The organism is Proteiniphilum sp. (assembly GCF_034927365.1).
In the GTDB taxonomy this organism is placed as follows: Bacteria; Bacteroidota; Bacteroidia; order Bacteroidales; family Dysgonomonadaceae; genus Proteiniphilum.
Genome location: NZ_JAYFQD010000032.1, coordinates 1 through 13,272, shown reverse-complemented (window position 1 = coordinate 13,272; position 13,272 = coordinate 1). Strand labels below are relative to the sequence as shown.

Annotated in this window: 8 protein-coding genes; 1 reads left to right on the top strand and 7 read right to left on the bottom strand. The window is 41.2% G+C overall.

What is annotated here, in order from left to right:
* Window positions 1-10: 10 nt before the first annotated feature.
* The 5 genes from VB073_RS15850 to VB073_RS15830 all read right to left on the bottom strand — a co-directional run bounded on the left by VB073_RS15850 (window position 11) and on the right by VB073_RS15830 (window position 10,063).
* Entirely contained in the window at window positions 11-1,480 is a 1,470-nt protein-coding gene (locus tag VB073_RS15850; RefSeq protein ID WP_323405163.1) for a glycoside hydrolase family 76 protein, read from the bottom strand.
* 215 nt (window positions 1,481-1,695) lie between these two features.
* The gene (locus tag VB073_RS15845; RefSeq protein WP_323405162.1) at window positions 1,696-3,399 is read right to left on the bottom strand and encodes a DUF4998 domain-containing protein; all 1,704 of its coding nucleotides are present in this window, start codon (window positions 3,397-3,399) and stop codon (window positions 1,696-1,698) included.
* A 24-nt stretch (window positions 3,400-3,423) separates the two neighbouring features.
* A complete protein-coding gene (locus VB073_RS15840) occupies window positions 3,424-4,806 on the bottom strand; it encodes a DUF4959 domain-containing protein (RefSeq protein ID WP_323405161.1) in 1,383 nt (460 codons plus the stop codon).
* A 49-nt stretch (window positions 4,807-4,855) separates the two neighbouring features.
* Entirely contained in the window at window positions 4,856-6,925 is a 2,070-nt protein-coding gene (locus VB073_RS15835) for a RagB/SusD family nutrient uptake outer membrane protein (protein WP_323405160.1), read from the bottom strand.
* A 24-nt stretch (window positions 6,926-6,949) separates the two neighbouring features.
* Window positions 6,950-10,063, bottom strand: coding sequence for a TonB-dependent receptor (locus tag VB073_RS15830; protein ID WP_323405159.1), 3,114 nt, complete (start codon window positions 10,061-10,063; stop codon window positions 6,950-6,952).
* 721 nt (window positions 10,064-10,784) lie between these two features.
* Here VB073_RS15830 and VB073_RS15825 point away from each other — a divergent pair.
* Entirely contained in the window at window positions 10,785-11,624 is an 840-nt protein-coding gene (locus VB073_RS15825) for a head GIN domain-containing protein (RefSeq protein ID WP_323405158.1), read from the top strand.
* A 69-nt stretch (window positions 11,625-11,693) separates the two neighbouring features.
* Here VB073_RS15825 and VB073_RS15820 read toward each other — a convergent pair whose 3' ends face one another.
* Window positions 11,694-11,987 (bottom strand): S41 family peptidase, encoded by a 294-nt coding sequence (locus VB073_RS15820; protein ID WP_323405229.1) that lies wholly within the window; start codon window positions 11,985-11,987, stop codon window positions 11,694-11,696.
* A 40-nt stretch (window positions 11,988-12,027) separates the two neighbouring features.
* The gene (locus VB073_RS15815; RefSeq protein ID WP_323405157.1) at window positions 12,028-12,990 is read right to left on the bottom strand and encodes a hypothetical protein; all 963 of its coding nucleotides are present in this window, start codon (window positions 12,988-12,990) and stop codon (window positions 12,028-12,030) included.
* Window positions 12,991-13,272 lie beyond the last annotated feature (282 nt).

The following is a 13,272-nucleotide window of genomic DNA, read 5'->3' as shown; positions in this document are numbered from 1 at the left end:
AATTCACATTTTATTTTGTCAGTTGATAACGTGCCAATACAGCATATTCGGCAGCGAAAGAAAAACTGAACATCCCTTCCGTATTGTTTTCCTTGTGATCAGGCTTCCATCCGGTCAGCAGGTTGGAAGGCAGGAAACCGTTATGGAGGAAGTGTTCATAACCATAATCGAGGTTCTTCTGGAAAGTATCGATATAACTATCGATTTCGGGATACCTCGGATAAAAATCGACGTAAGCTCTCATCAGCACTCCGTTGAACCAGTTATTGAATCCATCGATCTTATAGCTGTAATAGCCTTCCACCTCCCGGTCTTTTTTCGCGAAGAAAGAGAAAGTTGCATCCGATAGCGCCACACCATCGGTAAGGTATCTGTTATAGCTCGTCGCCCTGTAGAGATCGGCCGCACCCGACAGCATCGTTCCACTGTTATAGGTAAGCGGAGTCCCTACCCTGTCGCGGCAAATAACCCCTTTGCGGTAAGTAACCCCATCGATCGTTTCCAGTTCCGGTTTTCCAGGAGTACAGCCACCCATCATATCGCTGTAGACACCATCTTCGCGAATCAGGTGTTTCTTCTGCCAGTCATAGACCTTTTCGGCGAATATGAGATAGTAATCACTTTTCTTCATCTGTGCCGTCTTCCTTGTTCTCCTGTCTACGGGGTCGATATAGCGATGGGTAATCTCGTCGTTCTTTCCCATATAGAGCTCGTGGAGCCAGACCAGGGGACTTACCATCGGACCGTTACTGCATGAGTGTTTCGTGACATAGCCCGGCCCCCAGGGGATACCACCGACCTCGTTGCCATTTTCATCAATGGTACAATCCCATCCATCGAGCACATATTCAGTCAGGTATTCCGCTTTCTGAAGATAGTTTTCTTCGCCGGTCAGTTTATACGATTCCAACAGTTCGCGGGTCAACCACATCTGGTCGTCATATACATTCTCAATGCCTTCTACTTTAGCGGTGCCTTTAGATCTGCCACGGTTCACACCGTAAATGGTCCACTCTTTCGTCTGGGTATAAGAGGTCAGGGTGAACGTACCCAAATAATAATCAGCATTATCATACAGTTCCCGAAGTTGATCGGTATAACGTTTAAAATGCGTATTATAGAGAGTTCCATCTCCATGTTCTTTCTCTGCCTGCAAAGCGTGCAGGATGGCGTTGACAGCTTCGATGGCGCTGGTATACATCCATACGCTTCCCACTTCATCCGGGCGGGTATCGGCATAAGGGTTATAAAACCGGGCCATCCTCATTCCGCTTCCTGTAAAATGGGCAGCGATTGTATGATCGGTAATCTCCATCGCCCGCTTGAGATTTCTTTCACTCAAACTCTTTCTTTCGGAAGAAAATTCCTGATTTTTACCTTGCGGCGTTTTTACACCACAAGATAACAGTATAGAAAAGAACAGGATACCTATCACTCCTACCGAATTTTTTCTCACATAATTTTTTCTTGTCACCTTCATATACTTTATCTGATTGTCTTCAATAATAACCTACGGAGTACAATATTAAGCATTTTCAGGGAGTCACACAAGTGAAAGTCCAAACTTATTCAAGCTTTTAAATTTTACTCGATTATTGCATCTGCTTGTTCGTTATCCTGTACAATAGATACAATAAAGGGATTGTGATGGTTATTTTCCAATCACAATCCCTTCTCTGTCTCAATCTACTAAACTCACTCTGTTTTAAAACAGAGATTAAATGATTTAACTCCCACGTTACTGTTATTTACCAGATCATATTTTGAAAGTTCTACCTTCACAAACCTATAATTGCATTCAGGAAGATTGTAAACAGGAGTTTGCCTGCTATGATTCGTAGGTGCATACACGGGATTGTAATTCAATGGCGGTTTATTACTGGGGAAGAGAACACCTTTTTCATCCTCACCGAAATTGATATCCTTTATAAGTTCCCAAGCGGAGGGATCAGGATCGTCGGCAGCGCTCACCGGATTGGTAAATTGCCGAAGACCGAGGTAATCATTACAGCCGTATAATTTGACACCCCACCACATCAATCCCTGGCCATCACCAGATGCGGTTCTATGAATCCAGTAGAAACTATTGAAAGTGGTCTTATATCCCATATCAAGCACGAAATACACTTTTCTACCGCCTCCTGCCGTATTATTGGAGCCACCCGAACTTTTGCTGGGCTTTGACAATGACAGGAATGAATTAATCGACAGGTCGGAACCATCATAGCAAGCGTCCTGAAAAGGTCTACCGTTCTGCGGTTTACCATCCGTCGCGGGCTGTACCGAGGTATACACATTTTTCCAGAATGTCCTGTCAATGTCAATCATTCCATTCACAACCGACAACGTGGTATATTTCCGTTCATCAGTGGGTACTTCGGCAATAGATCCGGGTGGTTGATAGATAGAATGAATCGTAATGGGCTGGCCGGGCCGGGCACCCGGTAAAATAGTGATTGCATCTGTTCTGAGAGCTTTAACCGATGCCTGTTCCGGATTTTCGGGATTGGTATAGTCTGTATATTCCACCACTGAAAAAATCTGGGTTGGGTCTGACTCCACTTGCCAAAAAACAGTAGCACCTTGTGTCCAGCCAACAGTTGCCACTTTGCGGGCTTTGTCCCTGCACCATTCCCGATAAGTTTGTTCATTGAGTGTGGTGGTAGAATAGGTACGTTTAAAAGCAATAGTATCTATAATTTGCACTTCTCCTCTAAAAGGCATGACACGAACATATACGTCAACCGAATAATTTGATTCACCTTTGAGATTTTGCATATTAAAGTTCAGTTCTTCATCCGGAAGCAATTCACCTTTCCTTAAAACATTTTCCATATCATAATACTCATATTGCATGCCGACATATGTCATTAACGGATTGGATATATCCAGCCAACTTAAAGTAGCAGAGAATGGGGACGGAGAAATTTTTGGCACAGGGATATCATCGTACACATCCAGGTCGATGTCGGTAAAAGGTACCTCCGATGCTTCCTGTGGTACCGACTTGTTTCCAAATTCATCCTCGGTATATACCTTGAAATGGTATAATCTCGCCTCATTCAGTCCGTCGATGCTTATTCTCGAGAGAAGACGGTCCCATACGCGGGGTTTATCTTCACCTTCAACTTCCACAACTGTCTTTACCGCCTTACCCAGCCAGATTTGTTCGGAAGACACCGGTATCTCTTTCCTCACCATCTTTTTATTCACCAACTCGAAATTGTCTTTGAGCAAATCGAGTTCGATCCTGTTGTATCCCACAGAGAGAGCAATGGTATCAAACTTACCGGGATAGATGGTTTCAGAGGATGCGAATTCTTCTATGTTGTCAAACCCCGATTTGCAGGAGGTCATCCACACTGTCACAAGCATAATTATAAAAATAACTTTTTTCATAATTCCTATTTTTTAAAGAATGTTCTATTTAATAATCACTTCTTTATCGTTAACGTCCCCTTCGGGCATCCCGTATAGCGTGATTTCCGACAAGCAGTTAAAATTTGAAGATGAATAAGGAATATTATTCTCAGCATTTATCCCGGAAAGCGCTTCGTAGCGGAACCAACGTACCGGTTTTGTGTATCCGGGCGTTTGCGGGAACATATAGGATTCATCTCCTTTTATTCCTAACGGGACATACTCAATAGATGCCAAGCCGACCGGAATGGGTATATAATGCTCCGAAATACGTACCCACGTGCCACTGACCTCTTCTCCATAAATATTCCAGACTCTGTCTCCGGGTTGGTCTTCATCCAAAACCCACAATGCGAAATGACCTACATTTTCTCCCTGATAGAGAGTACTTCTTGGGGCACTCACAGAATAATCCCAACGCTGATGAGTAGTTACCCTGCTAATATGCCAGTAACCGCCCAAATCGATAATTAAATTCCATACATTAGCCATTTGAATACCGGGAATACCGGTACGTCCCATACCACTGGTATGCATATAGTTATTCGATGCGGCACTTGATCCCTGCTTGAAGTCGATTTGATCATCTATCACACGCTCCAATCTACCGTTAAAACCGTCACCAAAACACATGGGGATCCAGTCAATAGAATCATTTGTTTTAGGCAATATCCAGATAGGATTACCGCTGGCATCTCTTTTAGGGATTTTCATATCCTCCAACAACCGGACATTATTCACTACATATTTATCGGTACTATTCCCATAGATATCTTCAACGCGTACATTTACATTAATAGCTTCTCCGGGAGGCAAATCAGGAATCACCTGATGAACCGAGTCGGTGTTAGACGAATAAACCAATCCTAATAGTTTTCGTTCGCCGTTCAACATAAAATCAAGGTCTACAAACACGTTTACAGTTTGCGTCTGAGGATTTTTCCAGTCCACGATTAAAGCACCAAAGCCAGGATTGACGCCGATTGACTCTTTCACATACCAGATACTGGATGTGTTAGGAGTAACCTTAACGGGTACCATGGCGGATTTAGTTCCCCCTCTGGTTTCCGCCCAGATATTAAAAACATACTCTCTTTGTTCCCCTAATCCCCATACTTCGAGATATTTTTTATAATAAGAGGATGAGAATTTAAAATTCTTTCCGTTGGAAGCGGTAATTTCAGCTACTATCTGCAATAGTTGTTCATCTCTTGGCAAATCGTAGAAAATACGTGCGCCTCCATCCAATGGCTCTATTCTGGTCACCACCGGTACACCCGGGACGGTATCGTCGCTGGCGCTGATTTCAAACCGACCTTCTTCCGCACACCCATAAAGCATTAACAACGAGAAGGTTACTATCAATAAATATCTAAAAATCATCATATTCTTAATTTTTAATTATTAACTTTTAACTTTTAATTATTAATAATTTCTATCTCCATCCGGGATTCTGTTTCAATCCTCCCTGAATATTCAGTTCGCCAATGCTGATCGGCCATAAACAATCGGTGATTGTAAAGCTACGAATCTGTTTCAATTCCGGTCCCCTACCGGTTTGAGCGCCAATATCACTAGCAGTATTGTTCCAGCCATATACGGGTTTAGAGAATTCTTTCGGTGCCCTCTTATAACGTAGCATATCATAAAACCTGCTTCCTTCAAAAGCCAATTCAATTCCTCTCTCCTGGAGGATAATTTCACGCAATCCCTCCTGGGTCAAATGTTTGCCGGCATTTCGAGCCTTTCCACCAATTTTCCATGCTTCTTGTATAGATGGAATGCCAGCTCTGGTGCGAACTTCATCCAGCGCATCATAAACAACCTGAGTAGGGCCGTAAAACTCATTAAGCGCTTCTGCTTTCATCAACAGAAGGTCGGCGTAACGAATAATGGGAAATGGGCTGCGTTGAAGGCGTGTCCAGTTGCCGGAATAGGATTCGGGGTGTACAAATTTCTGGATTCCGATGCAAGTCTCCAGATAGTCGTTTGCTTTTCTCCATGTTTCCCTGCCGCCAAAAGGATAGAGTATTTTACCATTATCTCCCCGTGGGATAGCGGTCGTTCCCGAAGTGCTATAATAGGGATTAAAGGGTATCAGAAAATAGTGTCCTCTCCAATAACCTCCGGTAATACCCAGATTAGCGTAAAACCGGGGTTCCCGATTCATGTATAAATAGATGGTTTCCATATCGGGCTGCATATAGCCTGCCCAGGGAGCATAAGCCGGATCATCCGTATTCGGCACATCATACTGATGGTATTTCGAGCTTTCAATAAAATCAATGTCTTCTGTCAAAGGAAGGCCATTTTGTGTATAGTATCTTTCGGTCATCGCATAAGTTGCACCAAGATGTTGATTGGCAAAATTTTCCACTTCGTCGTTATCACCGGAAAAACCGGTAAATGCACCCATTACTGATTGCATAACAGCCCAAAAACGTATTTGTGTTCTGCCATACAGCGCATTCCTTCCCGTGTTCCAACCACCGTCGCCATTGCTCGACAGAATATTGCTATACCCCCAAAGCAACTCCTTATTCCATGGAGTGGTTATAAGTAATCTCAAGTCGTAGAGCGTCTGCATCCGCTCTTTGTTAACTTCAAAAGCATCTCTATCGTAGAGATAGGGTTCGCCTTCAAAATGAAATAATCCCTTATTGAATTTAGCACATGTTGCAAGAGCATCGTCACAAGCATCTATCACATCTTTCCACTTATTTTCATCATAAGTCAGCGGGAAAAAAGGTTCACCGTCGTAGTCTTTGAAAGAAGCATAATAATCACTGTTTCCATTATAGAATGGGCTTGCCCGAAAAAGTAATACACGTGCCTTTATCGCCTTAGCGCCAATTTGGTCGATTTGACCGGCATCCTCGGTAACCGCCTGGCCTTTCAGGTAAGGTATTGCTTCATTCATGGTACGAATCACGTAATCGAAACAATCTTCCAATTTAGAACGATTTTGATATAATTCTTCCTTAGGTGCATCGAGTGAAAGACTCTTATCCCGAATAATGATAGGACCATATTGCTGTATCAGCAAGAAATGATAATAGGCTTTCAAAAACTTTGCCTGTGCTTTCCAGTCTTCCCTTTCCGATTCGTCCATATTCGAAGGCAAGTGAATATGTTCAATAAAAATATTACACTGCCTGATACCTTCATATAATTTTTTTCCACCCCGTGTTCCGGACCAATAACCCAAAACGGGATTTTCTTCGTTTTGAAGGCCTCTCATAATTCGTATGGGAAGATATTTATTGTTATCGGAATCCCAGTCTTTTCTTCCCATGTATTCGTCACCTAACAACCAGGGAGAAAGATCGGCATCAGTGATATTGGGCAAATAGTTATATATTTTCGCCAAGCCGTTCCAGGCACTCTCACGGGTTGCATAAAGACTTTCCAGTGTTTCAGCCTCATCGGGGACTACATCTAAATAATCTTTGCAGGATGATACCGCAAAAACCATAATATATAAAAATATAAATATTTTTTTCATTTTATTGTTTATTTAAAGTGGTTACTAAAACGACACCTGAATTCCCAGATTGAATTTTCTGGTGAGAGGATATCCCAATCCGTTACTTCCCTGCTCGGGGTCCCATAACTTAAACTGACTCAGCACAAAGAAATTCTCACCGGTAAAATAGAGTCTCATATTTTCAATACCCATTTTTTTAAGAGATGAAATATTATAACCCATCTCAACGGTTTTCAATCTTAAGAATGAGTTGTTACGCAGCCACCATGACGACTGTTGTGTATTATTTGACACATCGGTGACCGACAGTCGGGGCCAGAAAGCATGAACATTAGGATTTGTCTCGCTCCAATAATCACGGGCAACCACTTTCAGGGCATTTCGGCGGTTGACAAAAGGAGCAATCCCCTCGCCCGAACTGGAGTCGATAAAGAATGAAACATTGGCATTACCCTGGAAAAAGAAGGAAAAATCTATTTTTTTGTATCCTGTTGATAGCCCAAAACCGTACTGTATCTGGGGAGAAGTAGGCCATCCCATCGGCACCCGGTCTTCCGAGTTGATAACTCCATCACCATTGACATCCTTATATTTGATATCACCCGGCAAATAATTACCATCGAATTGTTTGGGTGAATTTTCAATCTCTAACTGGTCCACAAAGAGGCGTTCGGCCACCAATCCCCATCTTTGTGAGGTGGAGTATCCTATCTGACTGCGGTAGGCATCCCTGTAATTGGGCTCATCCTTTTGCAGGATTTTATTGACGGCATAAGTGAATGTACCGCGGCCGGTCATCCAGAACTCTTTATTAAAACTGTGCTCAACATCCATCGAAATATCAATACCATTTGAACGGACCCTTCCGGAGTTGGTCTTGATCGGCACTTCCAAACCGGCACTGTGTGGATAATTGTTACGTACTTCATAAATATTGTTTCGTTCGTCGATAAAATAATCCGCCTGAATTTTAATGGCTTCATTCTTTAGCAACCCTAACTCTAGTCCATAGTTGTACTTTGTGGATACCTCCCAGGATATATCGGCATTGGCATAGCTGGAGATACTGTAACCCGGGTAATAGTTCAGGAAGTCGGTGCCGAAAGTATAAGAACCTCCCCCCCGATTATAGGACGAAAGGTAAAAGAAACGTCCACCACGTCCGTCGAGCACATCATTTCCGACCCGTCCCCAAGAGAATCTCAGTTTCATGTTGCTGATGATTTTATTACTCACTTTCCAATAAGGCTCATTAGAGATCAACCACCCTGCACCAAAGGAAGGGAAAAAACCAAATGCTCTATCCGTTGAAAATTTTTCCGAGCCGTTAAATCCAAAGGCAAACTCAAGGAAATAACGGGAATCATAGCCATATGTACTTCTTCCCGAAACCCCCAGATTCCTTTCAGGCAATGTTTGGTAAATAGAATTATTCTTTCCGTTTGTCAATAACTTTTCACTAATCATACCCACCAGCATTGAACCGACAGCATGTTTATTGAAATTACGATCCCAATTGAACCGAAGTTCACCATTGAATAACGCATCGGAATCGTTATCGGGTCTGACATCACCCAACTTGTAATTCGTGTTGGTGGGATTCAGCACATAGAGTTTGTGCTCACCGGTCACTAAATTGTAATTATCCAATCCGTAATAAAACGGGGTATAAGACCTTGTTCCTGAACTTTTGTTCCATGTTTGGGCTGCGACTTTCAACTGCATCTTCAAGCCCGAAGTTATGAAGTCAAGATCCTGCAATAAAGAGGCTTGTGCCAAAATCCTGTTCTCATTTCGCTGCTCATATCCTCTTACCATTTCGGCAAAAGGATTTTGTTTCATTACCTGGTTATTATTAAAGGTATTACCAAAAAGAATATGGTCGGCATGTATACGTGCTTCATCAGGCCTGTAAATTACAGGATGATCAACCGGGTTTGCATTCATAACCATTTTATAAATATCGGTAGCAGATATCGAAGGACCGTTATATTTCTCAAAACGTCCTTGGATACGCGTATCTATCTTGGTCGTTGGAGACAATTTCAATATGATATTATTACGTACATGTACTCGATTGATACTGATATTATTGTTGAAATTATTCATTTCCGCAACCTTCAACAATCCGTTATCATGATCAAAACCCGCCGCTACATAATAAGTGGCTACCTGTCCTCCACCCGATATATTGATGTTAGCCTTGGTGTTCATGGTAGTAGAATTGAAAAGCTCATCGTACCAGTTTATATTGGGATAAATCATGGGATCATCTCCACGCATGGTTGATTGGATTTTTTGTTCACTGTAGAAAGGAACAGCTTCCGGATTGCGACTGATCTGAGCCTCATTATACATCCGCATATAAGATACGCCATCTAACACTTCCTTGACACGGGTAGGGGTAGCTACGTTCATATCAAATCTTGCACTGATTTTGGGCTTGCCTTCCAATCCCGATTTCGTGTTCACGATAAGAATACCGTTAGCACCACGAGCACCATAAAGAACAGTCGCAGTGGCATCTTTCATAACTGAAAAGCTTTCGATATCATCGGGCTGCAAACGCGCCAAATCATCTTTTGTGGCCTCAAAACCGTCGATAAGAATCAAAGGAGAAGAACGGGATCCTTCGAAAGAGGAAACTCCACGTACAAAAAACTCAGCATTATCTGCACCCGGTTCTCCGGTAGTCTGATAAGAAATGAGTCCTGCTACTCTTCCGGCAAATGCGGTAGTCAGGTTAGAGGATGGAATTTTTATATCACCAATTTTTACAGTCGATATAGAAGAAACGACACTCTCTTTCTTTTGTCGGCCAAATGCCACAACGGTAACTTCTTCAAGTTCACTGGCTGTTGAACGGAGAGCCACTTTTATGTATGTCTGCTTGCCCACTTCGACAGTTTGTGAGACCATTCCGACAAAAGAAATTACCAACTTGTCCGATTGGGAGGCTCTTATTTCGAAAGTCCCATCAATGTCGGTCGTTACTCCTCTGGTTGATTTTTCGACTAAGACTGCTGCACCAGGTAAAGGCTCCCCGGAATCCTCTTCAATAACCTCACCTCTTATAAGCTTTTGTTCCTGAGCTATTACCCACAAGGGAGAGATAAGAAAAATCAGTAATAGAATAATTTGAATTCGCTTTTTCATGTGAATGTTTTTACTAAATTTATAAATTCAATAATTGAGTCCACTCCGAAAACCACAGTGAACATTTGTTGATTAATCTTTCGTTTTTAATAATTTGACATAATAGACAAAATAACCTCAAAAAACTCTTTAAGAACATGCATACCCATCTATATTTTTCAATCTCTCAACAACTCGAAAAACCAACTTAACTCATTAAAAATCAGAAATTAAAAATCAACCGAATGCTTTATAATCACCTCCATTCAACCGTGTACGTACACAAAAAATAGACGTGGACGTGCACAATTAATAAAAGGGTCAACATCTATCTTAAAATTTTATTTTTACATTATATAGCAAGAAGTCAATATTACAATCTGCGAAAAATACAACGCACAAAAATAGAGTTCTGAAAGTTAAAACACAAAATAATATAGTTAATTAACGCAAACATATAATAGATTCAAAATATTATTTAATAAAAATATCAAATATAAACCACAGAATAATAAAAGAATCGACTTATCAATTTCCCATTAGCCCACACTTTCAACCAGAGTTATTTTGGCTGGCAGATCTTATTCATTGTCTATATCTCCTTTTTTAGCACAAATATAGTAAAAGTCGAGTGAAAAACCAAGCTTGAATGGTAAATAAAAAAATTGAAAGAAAGTTGTAACCAAACCGACGCAAATCAAGTCTTATAATAAAATAGAATATAAACTAAACATTTTCAACAATGAAGACATTATTTACAATTATCCTTGCCACAATGGCACTCGTCAGCGCACCGGCGCAGAACAAGATCATAAAACAAAACCGTCAGGTATCGTCCTTTACTGCGATCAATGCCTCGGGCGGATGGGATGTTGTGGTTCGTCAAGGTGACCGCCAGTCGGTTTCTATAGAAGTCAGCGAGGATATATTGGACAGGGCTGTCGTGGAAGTCAAAAATGGCACGCTGTATGTTTATAACAAAAAGGGTAACAGCTCATTTTCTCTCAACAAATTGCTTCGTTCACATAACACAGTTCAAAAAGTATATGTCACTGTTACGGATTTAGAAAGGATAGACGCATCGGGTGGTGTAGATATCCGTTTTGATACTCCCATAAAAACAGGTGATTTTGAGCTTGAATTGAGTGGTGGTACCGATCTGGAAAATTTAAGGCTGGAGTGTAAGCTATTTAAGGGCCAGTTTTCGGGAGGATGTGATGCCAGGATAAGCTTTATTGCAGCAGAGACAGTGAGAGCCGACGTGAGTGGTGGAAGCGATGTGGACTTGTATGATATATCCGCACAGGCGGCCGTGATCACCGCCAGTGGAGGATGTGATATTGAACTGTCCGGGAAGACCGACGAGCTCATCTTGAATGCCAGCGGCGGATGTGATGTTTCGGCTTCCAAACTCACTGCCCGCAATTGTAATGCCGGTTTTTCAGGTGCAGCCGACGGGAGCATCCGGGTTACGAATCGCCTCGATATTTCCGTTTCGGGTGCTGCCGACGTTACCTGTTTCGGTAATCCGAAAGAAGTGGATAAAAGTGTGAATAAGAGCAGTTCACTGAAGTTCAGTTGATCATTATTCTTGCATTTAAATTATAGCTCCATCTTCGGTTTATTGTTCGGTCCCATATTGATCGTTGAATTAATTTTCAATGATCTCAATGGCTTTCTCGATCCAAACATCCCGTCCAGCTTTAATATCATCCAGTGTAGGAGATACGGGAATGTCTATTTTCACACCTTCTCGTTGTAATTTCACCCAATTGGGATAATAAGCTCCCAATTGGGTATATTTGAATTCAATACCTCCGGGCAAATAAATTCTTCCAACATTTCCATTTGCACCAGCAGTCTGTCGTCCAACGATAATGCTGTTTGGCGCAAGACGATGAGACATGGCCCATGTCTCTCCTGCGCTCTGGGTGTTTTCATAAATAGACTTTTATGTACACCTGTCAAACAAACGAATTTAAAATTCAATTATTTCTCTTCACCGGTTTGAGATACAGATAATAATTTTTCAAATCCAAAATGACATCAAAATTCTCGAAAAATCGAGTACCTATAAGCCCCCCAAAAGGCATCAATTGAGCCTTCTCTGAGGCAAAAGAAATATAGTGTCCAGTGGTTACAAAATTTCTACCTACTTTAATGGTATCAGCAGGAAGGGAAAAACGGGAATGCGCCACACTATATCCTCTCAACCTACCCTGAGTCGCGTTCTCGGTGTTTATTTTGTATTTAAGTGAAATGTTATAATTGAGCGATACATCTCCATTAGAACCTGTATCAATAAAAACAAACTCATTTATTTTTTTCCCTTGTAAAAAAACACTGACGGGTATTTTCAATAAACCTGAATCGATCGTAATTTTTACAGAATCATACCCTGAAAGGTTCTTTGTAGTAAAAATTTCCCGAATGTATTGATGTGTAAATGATATTTCTATTATTTTCTTATCGAAGAAATGCCATGGGATAAAAGCTACTTGCTCTTCTAAAAAATTCTTATATATATAATTATTTTTATCCAAATAGTTAGCTTTTAACGAATTACCGTAACTCTTTTTCCATTTTCCTATTTGTATAGTCTTTAATTTTTGTACCCGTCCATCATCCTCGAAATCATAAGCAAAACTATCAGAAAATACAGTTACTCCTAATCCTGTCTCCAATAAATATTTCATAGGAATAGAATCATCCAGTAGTCCTGGAATTAAAATTACCTTCTTCATTTTGAAATCGTATTCAAACGGGATTGCACCCTCGGGAATACTATCGTTGCCTGACTCGCTCGCTACGTTTATAGATTTTCCAGTGCATGACAAGAAAACAAACAATGGAAAAAGGATAAAAACCTGAAACTTTCCGGCCAAAAGAATCCTGCCTAATAGGGAAATTGCAGGAAATGCCAACAAAGAGCAAAAATCGCTTTTCATACGGTTACTTTATTGTATTTCTATAGAATTACTTTAACGGTTAATGTAACTGTTAGATGTCCATACACCTCCAATTCATGTTATAGAATCAGATTACAAACATACGACCAATTTAAGGAATAAAAACAATAACTCTTTATGTTCTAAAACAGTGTTCTATGGCATGAAAAAAAAGCCCCCGCAAGATTACTCTCACGGGGGCTCCTGTAAAGGATGGCGGCTACCTACTCTCCCACAAGACATGCAGTACCATCGGCGCGATCGGGCTTAACTTCTCTGTTC

What these genes read in the sequence shown, in the direction of transcription:
- VB073_RS15850 (WP_323405163.1), bottom strand. Translation starts at nt 1,480, where the DNA reads ATGAAGGTGACAAGAAAAAATTATGTGAGAAAAAATTCGGTAGGAGTG.
- VB073_RS15845 (WP_323405162.1), bottom strand. Translation starts at nt 3,399, where the DNA reads ATGAAAAAAGTTATTTTTATAATTATGCTTGTGACAGTGTGGATGACC.
- VB073_RS15840 (WP_323405161.1), bottom strand. Translation starts at nt 4,806, where the DNA reads ATGATGATTTTTAGATATTTATTGATAGTAACCTTCTCGTTGTTAATG.
- VB073_RS15835 (WP_323405160.1), bottom strand. Translation starts at nt 6,925, where the DNA reads ATGAAAAAAATATTTATATTTTTATATATTATGGTTTTTGCGGTATCA.
- VB073_RS15830 (WP_323405159.1), bottom strand. Translation starts at nt 10,063, where the DNA reads ATGAAAAAGCGAATTCAAATTATTCTATTACTGATTTTTCTTATCTCT.
- VB073_RS15825 (WP_323405158.1), top strand. Translation starts at nt 10,785, where the DNA reads ATGAAGACATTATTTACAATTATCCTTGCCACAATGGCACTCGTCAGC.
- VB073_RS15815 (WP_323405157.1), bottom strand. Translation starts at nt 12,990, where the DNA reads ATGAAAAGCGATTTTTGCTCTTTGTTGGCATTTCCTGCAATTTCCCTA.